Consider the following 16954-nt stretch of genomic DNA (forward strand, 5'->3'; position numbering starts at 1 on the left):
CAGATTCGCCACGGGCAGAGGCGGCCCTCACCCCTTCTCGCACAGCTGCCCGAAGAACGCCCTGACGTCCGTGACCAGCAGGTCCGGCTCCTCCATCGCCGCGAAGTGGCCGCCGCGGTCGAACTCCGTCCAGCGCACGAGGTTCGCGGTGCGCTCCCCCTTGTGGCGCAGCGGGACCTCGGGCTCGGCCGGGAAGAGGGCGAGCGCGGTCGGGGCGGTGGAGGGCTCGGCGGGGAGCGCGACGCGGCCGGTGGCGTGGGCGTGGTCGCAGGAGACGCGGGCGGCGCTGCCCGCGGTGCCGGTCAGCCAGTACAGCATCACGTCGGTCAGCGCGTACGCGAGCGTCTGCGGCCGGGTCTGCCGCTGGACGACGTGGCCGATGCCCTCGCGCAGGTACGCGCTCCAGCGGCGCCACGACGGCAGCGCCCGCTCCCGCGGGTCGAGCGCGGCGAGTTCCTCCTCGGTCGGCTCCGTCGCCCGCTGCGAGCCCGGCAGCAGGTTCCGGTGCACGCCGATCACCTGGTCGGGATGCGCCCGGCCCAGCTCGCGGGTGACGGCCGCGCCCCAGTCGCCGCCCTGGGCGCCGAACCGCTCGTAGCCCAGCCGCCGCATCAGCTCGGCCCACGCGTCGGCGATCCGCCCCGCCTGCCAGCCGCCGTCCGCGGGCGGCCCGGACAGCCCGGACCCGGGGATGCTCGGCACGACGACGTGGAAGGCGTCCGCCGCCTGCCCGCCGTGCGCGACCGGGTCGGCCGGCGGCCCGACCACGTCCAGGAACTCCGCGATCGACCCCGGCCGGCCGTGCGTGGTGATCAGCGGCGTGGCGTCCGGCTCGGGCGAGCGGACGTGCGCGAAGTGCACGGTCGATCCGCCGATCGGCGTCGTGAACTGCGGCCACCCGTTCGGCCGCGCCTCGGCCGCGCACCAGTCGTAGACGTGCCGCCAGTGGTGGACCGAAGGGACGGATGCCGTCCGAGGGCGGAGACGTCCTGGCGGTGGGCCTGGTGACGGACCGGGTGCGCCATCCGGATCAGCTCGCCCGGTGACCGATGAGTTCCGCGACGAGGATCGGTCGGTACAGGTGACCGCGTTCCACGCACCAGGAGGAGCTCATGACCACCGACGGATTCACCACGTGTCTCTGGTTCGACGGCCAGGCCGAGGAGGCCGCGGCCTACTACGTGTCGATCTTCAAGAACTCCGAGGTCGGCCGCGTCGGCCGGTTCACCGAGGCCGGGCCGGGGCCTGCCGGGGCGGTGATGGCCGTGGAGTTCACCGCCAACGGCCAGAAGTTCGTCGCGCTCAACGGCGGCCCGCAGTTCACGTTCAACGAGTCGGTGTCCTTCCAGATCTTCTGCGCCGACCAGGAGGAGATCGACTACTACTGGACCCGCCTGACCGAGGGCGGCGGCGAGCCCGGCCCGTGCGGGTGGCTCAAGGACCGGTACGGCCTGTCCTGGCAGGTCGTCCCCGAGGACCTGATCGACATGGTGAGCGACGCCGACCCCGAGAAGGCCGCCCGGGTGAGCAAGGCGTTCCTGTCGATGGGCAAGTTCGACGTCGCCGCGCTGCGCAGGGCGTACGAGGGCGAGTAGGCCGACCCGCGCGAAGGGACCCGGGAGCGAGGCCGGGACGGCCTGGAGGCACCCCGTCCGATCCGCTGACGGTCACCCGGCCTCGGCTCAGCGGTCGCTGCCCAGCAGCAGGGCGTGCAGTTCGGCCGCGAGCCCGGCCAGCTGTTCGGCGTGGCCGCCCGGGGTGCGGCTGCGCGGGCGGGGGACGGCGACGTCCAGGACCGCACGGATCCGGCCGGGCCGCGGGGTGAGCACCACGACGCGGTCGGCGAGCAGGACCGCCTCGTCGACGGAGTGGGTGACGAGGACGACCGTCGCCGGGTGCTCGCGGTGCATGCGCTGCAGCTCCGCGCACAGCTCGTCGCGGGTGAGGGCGTCCAGGGCGGAGAACGGCTCGTCCATGAGCAGCACCCGCGGACGCCGGATCAGCGACCGGCACAGCGCGACCCGCTGCTGCATCCCGCCGGACAGCTCGTGCGGCAGCCGCCGCCGGAACTCGGCGAGGCCCATGGTGGCCAGCAGGTCCAGGGCCCGCTCACGGTGCCCGTCCTGCCCCTGGATCTCGGCCGGCAGCAGGACGTTGTCCAGCACCGACCGCCACGGCAGCAGGGCGGGGCGCTGGAAGAGCACGGACACGTCGCGGCGCGGCCCGGTCACCGTGCGCCCGCCCACCCGCACCTCGCCCCGGCTCGGCGGCAGCAGCCCGGCGATCAGCCGCAGCAGCGTCGACTTGCCGCAGCCGGAGCGGCCCACGACGGCCACGAACTCGCCCTCCGCGGCGTCCAGTTCGATGTCCCGAAGCGCTTCGACGTGACCCCGTCGATGCGTGAAGTCCTTGCCCACACCCCGTAGTTCGATCATCCGTCGACTCCCGCCGGCCGGCCTGCGCGGAGTACTGAAAATCGCTCTGCTGGATTGTGGCACGCGCGCGTACGCTTTTGCGGATCGCGATCCCGGCAACGGCAGTTCGGCCCCTTGCCGTCGTCCCCCACCGATCCCCTGCGGGGAGGCCGCATGATGCGCGCGGCGCACAGAGCCCTGGTCTGCACGGCCGCCTTCCTGCTCGCCGCCACCGGCTGCGGTGCGGGCTCCTCGGACTCCGACGGGTCCGCGAAGAACGCCGGTCAGGGCACGGACCATCTCACCTACGTCACCGCTTTCGGCGCGGCGGGGCGTGACGCGTTCGCCTGGATCGCCCAGAAGAAGGGGTATTTCCGGGCGGCCCGGCTCGATGTGCGCATCGAGCTCGGCAAGGCCACCGGCGAGAACCTCAAGGTGCTCGCCGCCGGAAAGGCACAGTTCACCGCCCTGGACCTGACCGGCGCCATGATCTCGGCGGGCGCGCGGCATTCCACCGCGTACAAGGACTTCCGGGCCGTGCTCGCCGTCCACCAGCAGACGCTGGTGTCCGTGATGGCCCTGCGGGGATCGGACATCCGCACCCCGAAAGACCTCACCGGCAAACGCATCGCGGCCGCCGCCAACTCCGTGAACCAGTTGCTGTTTCCCGGATATGCCAGGCTCGCCGGCATCGACACCACCGGAATCCACTGGATCGCCGTCCAGCCCGTCCAGTTGGGCGCGGCACTGGCGAGCGGAAAGGCCGACGCGCTGAGCACCTTCCTCATCGGCCGGCCCACCATCGAAAAGGCCACCCGGCAGGCGACGACGCGCGGGGTCGTCGTCTTCCCCTACAGCAGGTACCTGCCCGATCTGTACGGCAACGCGGTGGTCACCACGAAATCGCTCGCCGCCAAGGACCCCGACCTGGTCAAGCGCTTCCGCACGGCCCTGCTGAAGGCGCTGAAGTACACCGTGGCGCATCCCGACGAGGCGGGCCGGCTCCTGCACGCCGAACAGCCCGAGACGGACGCGGCCGCCGCGAGCGCGGAGATACGTCTGATGACGCCGTCCGTGACCGCCGCGGGCGAGGCGTCGATCGGCCTGATCACCCGGGCGCGCATGCAGCGGGCCCTCGCGAGCCTGCGTGACGCGGGCGTCATCGGGGCAGGGATGACGCCGGACGACGTGGTGGACTTCCCGGCCATGACGACGAGTTGACGTTCCCCCTCGGTGACCCGCCTCGCCCCCAGGAGCAGCCCGGTGCCCGTGACCCCGCCGACGTACGCCTTCGACAACGACCACCCCGAAGCCGTGGACCGGCACAGCCAACTGGCCGTGTTGCTGGACGACTTCACCGTCCAGCGGCTGTCCACGCTGGGCGATCTGACCGGCCGCCGCTGTCTGGAGGTCGGCGCCGGGGGCGGCAGCGTGGCCGCCTGGCTCGCCCGGGCCGCGGGTCCTTCGGGACGGGTGCTCGCCACGGACGTCAACACCCGTCATCTGCCGCCGGACGCCCCGTACGAGGTGCTGCGCCACGACCTGGAGAGGGAGCCGGTGCCCGAGGGACCGTGGGACGTCGTCCACGCCCGGCTGGTCCTCATGCACCTGCCCGGACGCCGGGAGATCCTCGGACGTCTGGCCGCCGCCCTGGCACCGGGCGGCGCCCTGGTCGTGGAGGACTTCGAGACCACCTTCCGCAAGATGGTCCTCGCCGCCCCCACCCCCCGGGCCGCCGAACTGATCGAGACCTACCACACCCTCCTCGTCGAACGGGTCCTGCCGCGGCACGGCAACGACCCCACCTGGGCGAGCCGCGTGCCCACCGCGATGCTCGAAGAGGGCCTGACCGGCATCGACACCGTCATCCACGCCCGCTCCTGGCCCGGCGGCACGGCGGGCGCGGTGCTGATCGGCCACAACGTCCTCCAGGCCCGGGAGGGCTTCCTGGCGGCCGGCATGACGCGCGAGGAGACGGAGGAGATCTGCGAACTGGTGCGCGACCCGCGGCTGCTGGTGCGCGGCCACCTCACGTACTCCACCATCGGCCGTCGGCCCGCGGAGTGACGGCGTGGCCCGGCTGCGTACGGCACTGCCCCCGGCGCTCGCCGTGGGGTGCGCCCTCGCCCTGTGGTGGCTGGCCACCGTCGCGTTCGCCATCCGGCCGTTCCTGCTGCCCTCGCCGCCCGACGTCGTGCGCGCCTTCGACCGGCTGCCCGGCTATCTGCTGCGCCAGACCTGGGCCACCCTCGCCGAGACCCTGCTGGGCTTCGCGCTCGCCCTCGGCGCCGGTCTGGTCACCGCCGTCCTGCTGACCGCCTCCCGCGCGGTCGGCCGGGCGGTCATGCCGCTGCTGGTCGCCGTGAACGCGGTCCCGAAGATCGCGGTGGCACCGCTGCTGGTGGTGTGGCTCGGCTTCGGCACCGCGCCCAAGGTGTTCATGGTGGCGCTGCTGGCCTGGTTCCCCATCGTGGTCGCCACCATGGCCGGACTGACCTCGGTGCCGGTCGAACTCACCGAGCTGGCCCGCTCGTTGTCGGCCTCCCGCTGGCAGTCGTACCGCAAGCTGCGCATCCCCTGGGCGCTCCCGCAGGTCTTCACCGGGCTCAGGCTCGGCGTCACCCTCGCCGTCGTCGGCGCGGTGGTGGGCGAGTTCGCGGGCGGCGACCGGGGACTGGGCTACGTCATCGTGGCCTCCGGCGGCAACGCCGACACCCCGCTCGCGTTCGCCGCCATCGCCCTGCTCAGCGTGCTGAGCGTGCTCCTCTTCTACGGCGTCGTCCTCGCCGAACGGCTGCTGCTGCCGTGGGCGCGGGAGATCACCGGCTAGCCTCGCCGACCACCCGGGTGATCTCCCGGGCGATGCGCAGGATGCCGGGCGAGCGCACCGGGCACGGCTTCGGCGTCGAGGTCGTCGGGGCCAGACAGAAGTGCAGGTAGTCCGCGTCGAGATGGAGCGCGGTGCGGTCGCGGCCCGGGTCGGTGCAGTAGCCGGTGTGCTCGTGCTCGTAGGCCGTGCAGGGCAGGTACTGCTGCCAGGTGTAGCGGGCCCCGGCCGGGCTCACGGTGCCGCCCGCGTCCGCGACGAGGTCCCCGGAGGCGGCCGCCTGCTTCTCGTACAGCTCGTTCACGCGCCGCACCCGGTCGGGCGTGATCGGATCCGGTCCCTGCAGTACCCACACGATCCGCGGGCGCCGGTCGCCGCCGGCCGCGGCGATCTGCTCGGTGAGCCTGCGCAGGTCGGCCTGGTAGCGGGTGAAGTACGTCCGCGGGCGGGCGTCGTAGGTGATGCCGTCCATGCACCAGGTGTAGACCCACGCGTTGCCCCAGAACTGCAGCACCACGTAGTCGGGATGGAACGTGCGGACCAGCGCGGCCGCCTTGTCGGCGTCCGGCACCAGCGACCTCTCCCCGGTGCCCGCCAGGTAGTCGCACGGTGTGGTCCCCGAGTACGGCGCACTGGTGTAGGTGGCGTGTAACTCGGCGCGCAACTGCTGCCCGAGCACCTTCTGGGCCTCCATCGCCAGCGAGTCGCCCAGGTAGAGCACGCGAGGAGCTGTGGCGGCGGGGGAGACGGGCGCCCGCTGGTGGGTGGTCGTGGCGGACGCGCCCGGCAGCGTGGGGGAGGGCGGTGCCGCCTCCGGGCCCGACGAGGGGTCGCCGCACGCGCCGAGCAGCAGCACACCGGTCAGCAGCGCACCCAGGATCCACGGCTTCCGCATGCAGCAACTCCCGCCCCGGCAACGGAAAACGGCACCCCAGGCAAGCACAGGGCGGCACAAGGGGGAAGACGTGCGGGCGGACTTCAGGCGCCTTCCAGCCGCCCCAGCAGGTCGAGCAGATCGGTCAGTGGCAGGGGTTTGGCCAGATGGGCGTCGAACCCGGCCGCACGGGACAGCGCGCGGTCGGTGCCCTGGCCGAACCCGGACACGGCGACCAGCCGCAGCCCCGCGCCGCCGGGCCGCGCCCGCAGCGCTCGGGCCACCGCGTAGCCGTCCATGTCCGGCAGGCCCAGGTCGCACAGGACGACGTCGAAGCCGGCCTCCTCGGCGGCGGCGAGGGCGTCCCCGCCGGTGTGCACCGCGGTGACCCGGTGGCCCTGGCGCTCCAGCAGGGTGCGGTAGGTGGCGGCCAGGTCGGCGTTGTCCTCGACGACGAGCAGGGACAGCCGGCGCGGGCCGGCCGGCCGGACGGCGGGCCGGGGCCGGCGACAGGCCGTCGCCGTGGTCGTCGGCAGCCGTACGGTGAAGACGGCGCCCCGGCCCGGGCCGTCGCTGTGCGCCTCGATCCGGCCGCCGTGCAGCTCCGTCACCGTCCGCGCGACCGCCAGCCCCAGCCCCAGGCCCTCCGGCGTGTCCGGGCCGGCCGGCGCGGCCCGCGTGAAGACCCCGAAGAGCTCCTGCGCCCGCTGCGGCGCGAACCCGATGCCGTCGTCCCGGACGGTCAGCCGGGCCTCGCCGTCCCCGGCCGTCAGACCGACCTCGGTGTGCCCGCCGGGCCGGGTGTACTTGAGCGCGTTGGACAGGAGGTTGGTCAGCACCTGGGCCAGCCGCAGCCGGTCCCCGTCCACGACCACCGGCTGCGGCGGCAGCACCACGCCGAGCGTGCGCGCCTCGTGCCCGAACAGACCCCGGATGTCGGCGCACGCCCCGTCGACGACCGATCGCAGGTCGAGCGGCTCGCGCACCAGCTCCAGCCGCCCGGTGACCGCGCGGGTGCCGTCCAGCAGGTCGTTGCTCATCCGGGTCAGGGTGCCCAGCTGCCGCTCCAGCACGTCCAGCGCCGGATGCCCTCCGGGCAGGTCGAGGGCGAGGAGCTCGACGGCGGCGGTCGCGGCGGCGAGCGGGGTGCGCAGCTCGTGCGAGAGCGTGGCGATGAACCGGTCCTTGGCCCGCTGCTCCTCCCGCAACCGGTGTCCGGCCGCGTCCAGTTCGGCGTTGGCGCGACTGAGCTGCTCGTTGACCTCGCGGATCTCCCGCGCCCGCACGAACAGGTCGATCTCCATGGCGTCCGCGCGGCCCCGCGCCTCGGCGGCGGCCCGCTGCCGCTCGCGCCCGACGCGGCGCAGCCGCACGAACTCCGTGACGTCCTCGACCCGGTGGATGATGTGCGTCACCCGCCCCGCGCCGTCCAGGACCGGTGTGTTGACCGGGCTCCAGTACCGCTCGGTGAAGGCGCCCTCCTCGCCCGCCGGGATGTCGTACCGCTGCAGCGCCATGGTGTCCGTACGGCCCTCGGCGACCACCGCCTCCAGCGAGCGGCGCAGGTTGGCGACGCCGTCGGCCGCCGGGTCGGCGGGGTTGTCGGGGAACACCTCGAAGACCGGGCGGCCGACGATGCCCCGGTCGGTGCGGGTGGCGTCGAGGTAGGCGCGGTTGACCTCGACGATGGTGAAGTCGGGGGCGAGCACGAGCAGCGGGGACAGGACCGCGTCGAACAGGCGCCGGAAGTCCGGGGCGGGCCGGGGTGTCGCGGTCTCGGGCCGGCGGCTCATGGATCGAGGCGGTAGCCGTAGCCGCGGACGGTGGTGATCCGCGGGGCGGGTGCGGGCAGCGCCGCGAGCTTGCCGCGCAGCCGGTACACGTGCTCGACCACGGTCGCGGGCTGCTGCCAGGAGGTGCCCCAGATCCGCTCCAGCAACTGCTCGGGGGAGAAGACCCGGCCGGGCGCGGCGGCCAGCATCTCCAGCAGGGCGTACTCCTTGGGGCGCAGCGTCAGCAGTATCCCGTCGGCGAAGGCCTGCCGGGCCCCGGTGTCGACGCGCAGGGACCCGGCGTGCAGCACCCGGGGTGCGTCCGGCGGGCGGGAGCGGCGCAGCACGGCGTGGATGCGGGCCACCAGCTCCCGTTGGGAGAACGGTTTGACCAGGTAGTCGTCCGCGCCGATCTCCAGTCCCGCCACCCGGTCCGCCTCCGCGCCGCGGCCCGTGACCACGATGACCGGCAGCCGGCTCGTGGAGCGCAGGGCGCGCAGCAGCTCCAGTCCGCTGCCGTCCGGCAGCCCCAGGTCGAGGACCGCGAGATCGACACCGCCGTCGTACAGGACGCCCTTGCCGGCGCGTGCGTCCATCGCCCAGGTGACGGTGAATCCGGCGCGTTCCAGATAGGAACGGCACATCAGTGCGAAGTCGGGATCGTCCTCGATCAGAGCGAGGTGCGGACGCATTCCGCATCACCCGGCCCGCTCGCCGTCCGCTCGTTGTGCCGCCGGTGAGCGGGCGTTGATGCCCCGACCATGTGGCGACGGTAGAACAGTGCGGAACCACGGTTCAAGGGGGAGCCGCACGGGGGGAGTTCCGGCGCGGGTGCGGGCGGGCGGGGATGGCACAGCCGCCGCACGGGCCCGCGCCGGAACGCGCGGGGTGTGTTTCACACCCGGTCGGCCGCGATCAGCAGGTACTGGAAGCTGCCGTTGCGGTAGGCGGTCAGGAACGTGTCCTCGATGCCCGTGACCAGGTGCTCGGCCTGCCGGCGCAGCTCCCAGTACGGGATGGTGTCCGCGGTGAGGTCGCGGACATGGACCGGGACCAGCCGGTGGCGGGCCATGGCCCGGAAGTACGCCGAGCGTGGGTGGATGTCGCAGATGTAGTGGGCGTTGATGAGGGAGACCTCGCGGGAGGCCTGCCCGTAGGTGTCGTTGTAGCAGCCGGTGATCACCACATAGCGGCCACCACGGCGCAACAGGCGGGCGTGCTCGGCGAACAGCAGGTCCAGTTCGACGTACATGGTCGACTCGTTGTTCCACGAGGCCGCGTACGCCCCCGCCGCCAGGCCGGTGTCGAGCATGTTGCGGTGGTGGTAGCGCACCTTGGCGTCGATGCCCCGCTTGCGGGCCTGTTCGTTGGCGAACGCGGCCTGCTTGGCGGAGATCGTCACGCCGTCGGCGTGGCAGCCGTAGCGCAGATGCGCCACGACGCTGCCGCCGCCGCGCCCGCAGCCGGCGTCGAAGACCCGGTCGTCGGGGGTCAGGGGGCCCAGGTGGGCGGCGAGGAGTTCGGCCTGCGCGTGCTCCAGGCGGTGCAGTTCGGCGGTGATCCGCTCCTGGCGCCGCGCCGGATCGGTCTCGGCGAGCACCGCCGGATCGACCGCGCCGATGCCGTAGTGGTGGTGGTAGAGGTCGTCGAGTCTGCCGAGTTCGAGGTTGACCGGGTTCTCCTCGGCGTTCCAGTAGTCCGCCACGCGGCTCTGGTACGTGGACTGGGTCGGCACCGGTGCCGACGTGGTTGCGGCGTCGGGGGCGGTGGTCAACGGTGACTCCTCGTGGTGGGGGACGGGCGTCGGTGTGGAGGGGTTACCAGTAGTCGGGCAGGTGGTAGCGGTGGGTGTTGGTGGCGTGCCACTCGTGGTTGCCGGCCACCCAGTCGGACAGGCCCCGCAGATAGCGCTCGACCAGCGGAGAGGTCGCCGACAACAGGGCGGACTCCTCGTCGAACGCCGCCAGGATGTCGTTGTGGATCTCCACGGCCTTCAGATAGGCGGCCTTCAGCCCGCACCGCTCGTTCGCGGCGATCACGACCGGCAGGTTGAGGTGGGCGGGGTCGCTGGCGAGTTCCTTGGTGAAGGAGTACAGGTCGTTGACGATGGTGGTGGCGTTGCAGGCCAGCGCGGTGACCCGCTGGACCTCCGGACGGGCGTACAGCGCCTCGGGCAGCTCGTAGCCGTCCACCGCGTCCACGATCGACAGACAGGGACGGAAGTTGTTGAACTGCCGCATCACCAGGTACTCCCACACCCGTGGCAGGTACCGCGTCTCGGCCCAGGCGGCCTCGGCGAGGTAGCCCAGGTGCAGCCGGGCCATGTCGTGCACGAAACGGTCGCTCTGGCTGGGCGTGGCGAGGACCGCGTAGTCCTTGAGCGCCCAGTGGTACGAGCGCAGCGGCCCGTCGGCCTGCATGCCGCGCAGCCACTCCTGCTCGGTGGCGGGCGTGCCGTGGTACGGGTCGAGCGCCGACTGGGCCAGGACGAGCCGGCCGCCCAGGCTCCGCCGGGAGGCGCCCCGGCCCTCGTCCTCCTCGCAGTAGCAGCTGTCGACGAGGTTCTCGGCCAGCAGCAGCTTGCCGGCGACCGTGAGGCGTTCGAGGTCGGCCGCCGCCGGGTGCTGCAGGACCACGGCCCGTCCGAACTGGAAGCCGGAGAAGTCCCCCGACCACGCCGCGGGGAAGAGGTCGAGCCGGTGCGCCCACGCCTCCAGCCTGCGGTCGACCTCCCGGACCTTCTCCGGGTCGGCCGGGGCGACCTGCCGGTGCCGCAGCCCCGGGACCGTTCCGGTGTGCCGGGCGCGCCAGGAGCGGGCCGGGCTCGGTGGCCCCGGCAGCACGGACGCGCTCATCCCTCGGCCGTCCGGCCGATCTGGACGTTCTCCAGGATGCCCGCCGCGTCCGGCACCAGGATGGCCAGCGAGTAGTAGGCGGTGACCAGGTAGCTGATGATGGCCGCCGCGTCGACGCCCATGAAGCGGACGTTCAGGCCCGGCTGGTGCTCCTCGGGGATGCCGGTCTGGTAGAGGCCGACCACGCCCTGGTCGGCCTCTCCGGTGCGCAGCGCGATGATGCTGCTGGTGTGCTCCCGGCTGATCGGGATCTTGTTGCAGGGGAGGATCGGCACCCCGCGCCAGGCCGGGATCTCGTGGCCCTCGACCGTCGCCGTGCCCGGCACCAGACCGCGCCGGTTGCACTGCCGGAAGAACGCGGCGATCGCCTTGGGGTGGGCGAGGAACACCCTGGTGCTGCGCCGCATCGACAACAGTTCGTCCATGTCGTCCGGGGTCGGCGGCCCGGTGAAGGTGCTGACGCGCTGCCCGTAGTCGACGTTGTGCAGCAGCCCGAACTCGCGGTTGTTGACCAGCTCCCACTCCTGGCGTTCGCGGATCTCCTCGATGGTCAGGCGCAGTTGCTGCTCCGTCTGGTCCATGGGGTCGTTGTAGAGGTCGGCGACCCTGGTGTGCACCCGCAGCACGGTCTGGGTGAGCGACAACTCGTATTCGCGCGGGGCGAGTTCGTAGTCGACGAAGCCTGAGGAGAGCGTCGGCTCGCCGACGTGGCCGGCCTGGACGGGGACGTCGGCCTCGCCCTTGCGGTTCATCGGCAGCCTCTGCCGTTCGGCGTACGCCCGCAGGTGGGCGGCGAGGGAGGGCACGCGGTCGGTGAACTCCGTGACGACGTCCCACGGGAGCACCAGCAGCACGCCCGCGGTCTCGGCCCGGACCGACGTCAGCCACAGCGGATCGGACTGCCCGATGGCCTCGTCGCCCATCTGGTCGCCGTCGGTGACGACGGAGACGATCTCCTCCTCGCCGTACTTGCCGGCCGTGTACCGGGTGAACCGGCCGTGGACGACGAGGTACGTCTCCGTCACCGGCTGCCCGGCCTCGAACAGCACCTGGCCGGCCCGCACCTCCCGGACCCGGAAACGGGTGGCGATCTGGCGGAGGACGTCGGTGTCGGGGTAGCCGCGCAGCACCGGCAGTTCGGTCAGCGTCTGCGGGATGACCTTGATGTCGTCGGCGCCGTTCTGCTCGAACTGCACCCGTCCGCGCCCGATTTTGAGCTGCAGCCGGCGGTTGACGCGGTAGGTGCCGCCGCGGACGTCCACCCAGGGCAGTGTCCGCAGCAGCCAGCGCGAGCTGATGGCCTGCATCTGGGGGGCGGACTTGGTGGTGGTGGCGAGCGTGCGCGCCGCCTGTGTGCTGAGACTGGTGAGCTGCCCTTCGCCGCCGGTGTCGGCGGCGTCGGGGGCGGGCTGGTCGGTGGCGCTTTCGGAGACGGACACATTCCCTCCCTGGGGGGTGAACAGGGGTGAGCGGAGCGGTCGTTGAGGAAGGCGAGAGCGCGGCGGATGACAGGAACGCGCCGCATGTACAAGGCAAACAGCCCTGGCGGCGGCCCTGGTACGGCGTGCGGGGGGCGATTTCGCGGGCCGGAGGGGCACAATCCGCTCCCCGTCCCGCCGGGTGGGGCAGCGGTGATCACGCGCCGGGCGCACGGGCCGCGCGCCCGCCCCGCGCGGAGCCTTCAGGACAGGTCGTCGACCAGCACGGCCGCCCCGTCGAAGCGGCCCGCCTTCAGGTCCCGCAGCGCCTCGTCCGCCCGGGACAGCGGGTAGCGGTGCGTGGTGGCGCGGACGCCGTGCCGGGCGGCCAGCGCGAGGAACTCCCGCCCGTCGGCACGGGTGTTGGATGTGACGCTGCGCACCTGCTTCTCGTAGAACAGCTCGCTCTCGTAGTGCAGCGGCGGGGTGTCGCCGAGGTGGATGCCGGCGATGGCCAGGGTGCCGCCGCGGTCGAGAGCGCGCAGGGCGACCGGCACCAGGTCGCCGACCGGGGCGAACAGGATCGCGCTGTCCAGGGGCTCGGGCGGCGGTTCGTAGGCGTCGCGGGCGGAGGCGGCGCCCAGGTCGAGGGCCAGCCGCCGGGCCGCCGCCCCGCGCGTGAGGACGTGCACTCTGGCGCCCTCGGCCAGCGCGACCTGTGCGCACAGATGGGCGCTGCCCCCGAACCCGTACAGGCCGAGGCGCCCGCCCGGCGGGAGCGCGGCCCGGCGCAGCGCGCGGTAGCCGATGATGCCGGCGCACAGCAGGGGCGCGAGCGCGACGTCGTCGAGGCCGTCGGGCAGGCGGTAGGCGAAGGCGGCGGGCACGGTCGTGTACGCGGCGTAGCCGCCGTCGGCGTCCCAGCCGGTGTACCGGGAGGCGGGGCACAGGTTCTCGGCGCCGCGGGCGCAGTACGCGCAGGTCCCGTCGGTCCGGCGCAGCCACGCCACGCCCACCCGGTCACCGACCGCGAAGTCCGCCACCGCCGTCCCGGCACCGGCCACCACGCCGACCACCTCGTGCCCCGGCGTCACCCCGGGCCGCCGGACCGCCAGATCCCCCTCGGCGACGTGCAGGTCGGTCCGGCACACCCCGCACGCCCGCACCCGCACCAGCAGCTCGTCGTCCGCGGGCCGCGGAACCGGCTTCTCCACCCACCGCAGGGACCCCTCCTCGACCGGCCCCGGCCTGTCCACCGCCCACGCGCGCATCGCTTCTCCCCGTCCCCTCGACGACCGGTCCGCCTCACCCGAGCGGGCCCGGTCCCTCCAGTCTGGAGCGGAGCGGGGCGTTCGGCGCGCGGTCCGTCGCGGGGATGGCTAGCGTGAGGAAAGGGACCTGCCGCCGATTACGGGAGAAGGCCGCGATCATGGCCGTACGACCTGAGGGAACCCCCTGCTGGGTGGACGCGATGTTCGGCGACGTCGAGGGAGCGAAGCGCTTCTACGGTGACGTCCTGGGCTGGACCTTCGGCGAGGCGTCGTCGGAGTACGGCAACTACACCCACGCCTACGCGGACGGCAGCGCGGTCGCCGCCGTCGTACCGCCGATGCCGGGGCAGGAGGGGCAGTCGCAGTGGTGTCTGTACTTCGCCGCGGCGGACGCCGCGGCGACCGCCGCGACCATCCGTGAGCACGGCGGCGCGGTGCTGATGGAGCCGATGCGGGTCGGCGAGTTCGGCTGCTTCGAGGCGCCGCCGCCGCAGCCCGGCGCGTACTGCTGGGCCGAGGTCTTCACCCGCGAACCGGAGAAGTCCGACGCGTTCTTCACCTCGGTGTTCGGCTACCGCGCCAGGCAACTGCGCGATGACGCGATCGACTTCCGCATGTTCGACCTCGGCGGCGAGACGGTCCTCGGCCGGATGAGGATGACCGGGGACTTCCCGCCCGAGGTGCCGCCCTACATCAACGTCTACTTCACCGTCGGCGACTGCGACGACGCCGTCGCGAAGGCGACCAAGCTCGGCGGCGTGCTGCGGTTCGGGCCGATGGACAGCCCCTTCGGGCGGTTCGCGGCGCTCAGCGACCCGCAGGGCGCCAACTTCTCGGTGATCGACGTCACCACGAGGGCCGGGGAGATGCCGCAGACCACCGACGTCTCCTGAACCCCTGCCGGGCGACCCGCCGGTCCATGGCATGATCGGGGCCATGCGTGAACGTGTGGTGGCCGCGTGCGACGGGGCTTCGAAGGGAAACCCGGGACCGGCGGGATGGGCCTGGGTCGTCGCCGACCAGCAGGAGACGCCGGCCCGCTGGGAGGCGGGACCGCTCGGCAGGGCCACCAACAACGTCGCCGAACTGACCGCGCTGGAGCGCCTGCTCGCGGCCACCGATCCGAGCGTGCCGCTCGAGGTGCGGATGGACTCGCAGTACGCGATGAAGGCGGTCACCACCTGGCTGCCGGGCTGGAAGCGCAACGGCTGGAAGACGGCCGCCGGCAAGCCCGTCGCCAACCAGGACCTGGTCGTCCGCATCGACGAACTGCTCGACGGCCGCACGGTCGAGTTCCGCTACGTGCCCGCCCACCAGGTCGACGGCGACCCGCTCAACGACTTCGCGGACCGTGCCGCCAGCCAGGCGGCGAGCGTGCAGGAGCCGGCGGGCAGCGCGCTCGGCTCGCCGGAGCCGCCGCCCTCGCCGGACACCCCGAAGAAACCGGCCGGTCCGCGCCGCAAGCAGGGCGCGGGCCGGCCGGGCGGGAGTTCCGGGTCGTCCCGCACGATCAAGGCCAAGTTCCCCGGCCGCTGCCTGTGCGGCCGTTCCTACGCGGCCGGCGAGCCGATCGCCAAGAACGCGCAGGGGTGGGGGCACCCGGAGTGCCGTACGGCCGAGGCGGGCTGAGCCCTCGGTCAGACGACCACGCCGCGCCACTCGCCGGTCTCCCGGCCGCGGTGCTCGATGAACTCCTTGAAGCGCTCCAGGTCGCCCTTGGTCTGGCGCTTGACGAAGCCGAGCTTGTCGCCGACCTTCTCCGTGATGCTGTCCGGGTGGAAGTCCATCTGCAGCATCACCTTGGTGTGGTCCTCGTCCAGGCGGTGGAAGGTCACCACTCCGGCCTGCTTGGCCTCGCCCGAGACCGTGGTCCAGGCGACCCGCTCGTCCGGGATCTGCTCCGTGATCTCCGCGTCGAACTCCCTGTGCACCCCGTTCACACTGGTCACCCAGTGCGTGAGCGTGTCGGTGCGCTGCTCGATGCGCTCCACGCCGCTCATGAACTCCGGGAACGTCTCGAACTGCGTCCACTGGTTGTAGGCGGTGTGCACCGGGACGCCGACCTCGATGGATTCCTCGACCTGCGACATGGGTGAATCACTCCTTCGCTCTCACGTCGGTTTCGTCCGCGCGGGTACCCGTGACCTGCGGGGCGAATCGCCGTGCTCCTCCTCAGTCGGTGTCGAAGGTGTAGTGGGCGCGGTGGTCGAGAAGATCGGCGGGGCGGATGTCGTTCCACGGCTTCATGGTCTCGCCGAGGTCCACGACGTCCGGCGTCCCGCCGGTCGGCAGATAGCCGGAGCCGGGGTGGCGCCGCTGCCACTGGGCCCACAGTTTGTCGACATGGGCGTGGTGCAGCCAGAACACCGGGTCGTTGGGGGAGACGCCGGTGGCCATCTGCCCGCCGACCCACACATGGACCCGGTTGTGCAGGTTCACGCCCCGCCAGCCCTCCAGATGGTTGCGGAAGCCGTCCGAGGCGCTGTTCCAGGGCGCCATGTCGTACGTCGCCATCGACAGCACCGAGTCGACCTCGGCGCGAGTCGGCAACTCGCGCGCGCCCGCGCCCAGCCGGCGGCGCAGGAAGGTGCGGCCGTCGACGCGCACGGTGATCGGCCAGTCGCCGGTTGCCGCGGCGAACGGACCGTCCATCACCTGCCCGTCCCGGCTGCGCCCCGTGCCGCCGAGGAAGTCCGGCGCCCACAGCGAGGAGCGCGGCGAGCGGTCGGTGCTCCAGTCCCAGTACGGCAGCGCGACCGAGTCGTCCACCGACTGCAGCGCCCGCTCGAACTCCAGCAGGAATCTGCGGTGCCAGGGCAGGAAGGAGGGCGAACGGTGGCCGGTGCGCTCGCCGTCGTCGGTGTCGCCGAGGATGAAGGCGTTGTGGGTCGTGACGAACGTGTCGTAACGGCCGCTGCGCTTGAGTTCCAGGACGGCGCCGACGAAGCGCCGCTTCTCCTCGGCGGTCAGGGTGGCCTGGTTCTTGCGGACGGTCATGATGCGGGTGCTCCCAAGGGGCGTGCGAGGCGGGTCAGTTGGCGGGGAAGGGCAGCAGCTGGGCGCCCTGGAGTTCGTCGACGGCGGCCCGGGCGGCGGCGCGCGGGGTGGGCACCGGGTCGTAGTGGCTGACGACGCTGATCCAGCTGCCGTCGGCGTTGCGCATCACGTGCAGCTCGACGCCGTCGACGAACACGGCGAAGCCGGCGCCGTGATGGTGGTGACCGCCCGGGGTGACGGGCCGGCCCTGTATCCGGCGGCCCTTGTAGACCTCGTCGAAGGGGGGCGGGGAGGCGGGGGAGCCGTGGTCGTGCTCGGCGGCCGCGGCCGAGGGGGCGGCCGCCGCGGTGGCGGTGAGCGCGGCCGCGGCGGTCAGGGCGCGCCGGCGGGTGAGTTGGGGCATACGGGATCTCCTGGGATGGGTGCGGTTGACGACCCCGTATGCGTATCCGTGCTGCCGAGAGCGGGAGAAATCCGCCGAGACCGGTTGGCTGCGATCAGGACAATTGGTTACATGTCGTGCAAG

Annotated in this window: 17 protein-coding genes and 1 pseudogene; 6 read left to right on the top strand and 12 right to left on the bottom strand. The window is 72.8% G+C overall.

Annotated elements, in window-relative coordinates; genetic code table 11:
• Window positions 1–27: 27 nt before the first annotated feature.
• Window positions 28–1029 (bottom strand): annotated as a pseudogene (locus ACYF6T_RS14835) (epoxide hydrolase family protein); the annotation flags it as partial.
• A gap of 83 nt (window positions 1030–1112) precedes the next feature.
• On the opposite strand from ACYF6T_RS14835, the gene ACYF6T_RS14840 reads away from it, so the two are divergent.
• A complete protein-coding gene (locus ACYF6T_RS14840; RefSeq protein ID WP_461696562.1) occupies window positions 1113–1595 on the top strand; it encodes a VOC family protein in 483 nt (160 codons plus the stop codon).
• Between the two features lie 87 nt (window positions 1596–1682).
• Here ACYF6T_RS14840 and ACYF6T_RS14845 read toward each other — a convergent pair whose 3' ends face one another.
• Complete coding sequence (locus ACYF6T_RS14845) at window positions 1683–2435, bottom strand: ABC transporter ATP-binding protein (protein ID WP_461696563.1); 753 nt, start codon at window positions 2433–2435, stop codon at window positions 1683–1685.
• 153 nt (window positions 2436–2588) lie between these two features.
• Here ACYF6T_RS14845 and ACYF6T_RS14850 point away from each other — a divergent pair, with 153 nt between their 5' ends.
• From ACYF6T_RS14850 to ACYF6T_RS14860, 3 genes are read left to right on the top strand one after another with little or no spacing between them, the layout of a single operon-like run.
• Entirely contained in the window at window positions 2589–3635 is a 1047-nt protein-coding gene (locus tag ACYF6T_RS14850; protein ID WP_461696565.1) for an ABC transporter substrate-binding protein, read from the top strand.
• A gap of 42 nt (window positions 3636–3677) precedes the next feature.
• Complete coding sequence (locus ACYF6T_RS14855; protein WP_461696566.1) at window positions 3678–4481, top strand: class I SAM-dependent methyltransferase; 804 nt, start codon at window positions 3678–3680, stop codon at window positions 4479–4481.
• A gap of 4 nt (window positions 4482–4485) precedes the next feature.
• On the top strand, window positions 4486–5244 hold the full coding sequence (locus tag ACYF6T_RS14860; protein WP_461696568.1) for an ABC transporter permease: 759 nt from the start codon (window positions 4486–4488) through the stop codon (window positions 5242–5244).
• On the opposite strand, the gene ACYF6T_RS14865 is transcribed toward ACYF6T_RS14860, so the two are convergent.
• From ACYF6T_RS14865 to ACYF6T_RS14895, 7 genes are all read right to left on the bottom strand, one after another.
• Window positions 5234–6136, bottom strand: a complete 903-nt coding sequence (locus ACYF6T_RS14865; protein WP_461696569.1) for an SGNH/GDSL hydrolase family protein — start codon at window positions 6134–6136, stop codon at window positions 5234–5236. The genes ACYF6T_RS14860 and ACYF6T_RS14865 overlap by 11 nt on opposite strands.
• A gap of 83 nt (window positions 6137–6219) precedes the next feature.
• Window positions 6220–7908: a hybrid sensor histidine kinase/response regulator gene (locus ACYF6T_RS14870; RefSeq protein ID WP_461696571.1), complete on the bottom strand. Its 1689-nt coding sequence runs from the start codon at window positions 7906–7908 to the stop codon at window positions 6220–6222.
• Window positions 7905–8579 carry a response regulator transcription factor gene (locus ACYF6T_RS14875; protein ID WP_461696572.1) on the bottom strand — a complete coding sequence of 225 codons (675 nt, stop codon included), beginning with the start codon at window positions 8577–8579 and terminating at the stop codon, window positions 7905–7907. The genes ACYF6T_RS14870 and ACYF6T_RS14875 overlap by 4 nt, the downstream gene beginning before the upstream one ends.
• Before the next feature lie 203 nt (window positions 8580–8782).
• A complete protein-coding gene (locus tag ACYF6T_RS14880) occupies window positions 8783–9661 on the bottom strand; it encodes a geranyl diphosphate 2-C-methyltransferase (protein ID WP_461696574.1) in 879 nt (292 codons plus the stop codon).
• 43 nt (window positions 9662–9704) lie between these two features.
• Entirely contained in the window at window positions 9705–10742 is a 1038-nt protein-coding gene (locus tag ACYF6T_RS14885) for a family 2 encapsulin nanocompartment cargo protein terpene cyclase (protein WP_461696576.1), read from the bottom strand.
• Entirely contained in the window at window positions 10739–12181 is a 1443-nt protein-coding gene (locus ACYF6T_RS14890) for a family 2B encapsulin nanocompartment shell protein (protein WP_461696578.1), read from the bottom strand. The genes ACYF6T_RS14885 and ACYF6T_RS14890 overlap by 4 nt, the downstream gene beginning before the upstream one ends.
• Before the next feature lie 242 nt (window positions 12182–12423).
• The gene (locus ACYF6T_RS14895) at window positions 12424–13431 is read right to left on the bottom strand and encodes a zinc-binding alcohol dehydrogenase family protein (RefSeq protein ID WP_461696579.1); all 1008 of its coding nucleotides are present in this window, start codon (window positions 13429–13431) and stop codon (window positions 12424–12426) included.
• A gap of 158 nt (window positions 13432–13589) precedes the next feature.
• Between ACYF6T_RS14895 and ACYF6T_RS14900 the strand changes: the two genes are divergently transcribed.
• Both ACYF6T_RS14900 and ACYF6T_RS14905 read left to right on the top strand, forming a co-directional pair.
• Window positions 13590–14324, top strand: coding sequence for a VOC family protein (locus ACYF6T_RS14900; RefSeq protein WP_461696581.1), 735 nt, complete (start codon window positions 13590–13592; stop codon window positions 14322–14324).
• Between the two features lie 31 nt (window positions 14325–14355).
• Complete coding sequence (locus ACYF6T_RS14905; RefSeq protein ID WP_461696582.1) at window positions 14356–15060, top strand: ribonuclease H family protein; 705 nt, start codon at window positions 14356–14358, stop codon at window positions 15058–15060.
• Between the two features lie 8 nt (window positions 15061–15068).
• Here ACYF6T_RS14905 and ACYF6T_RS14910 read toward each other — a convergent pair whose 3' ends face one another.
• From ACYF6T_RS14910 to melC1, 3 genes are all read right to left on the bottom strand, one after another.
• On the bottom strand, window positions 15069–15521 hold the full coding sequence (locus ACYF6T_RS14910) for an SRPBCC family protein (protein ID WP_461696583.1): 453 nt from the start codon (window positions 15519–15521) through the stop codon (window positions 15069–15071).
• 82 nt (window positions 15522–15603) lie between these two features.
• On the bottom strand, window positions 15604–16428 hold the full coding sequence (gene melC2, locus ACYF6T_RS14915) for a tyrosinase MelC2 (RefSeq protein WP_461696584.1): 825 nt from the start codon (window positions 16426–16428) through the stop codon (window positions 15604–15606).
• 34 nt (window positions 16429–16462) lie between these two features.
• Window positions 16463–16831, bottom strand: a complete 369-nt coding sequence (melC1, locus tag ACYF6T_RS14920; protein WP_461696585.1) for an apotyrosinase chaperone MelC1 — start codon at window positions 16829–16831, stop codon at window positions 16463–16465.
• Window positions 16832–16954 lie beyond the last annotated feature (123 nt).

The sequence above is a fragment of the Streptomyces sp. 7R007 genome (assembly GCF_054850255.1).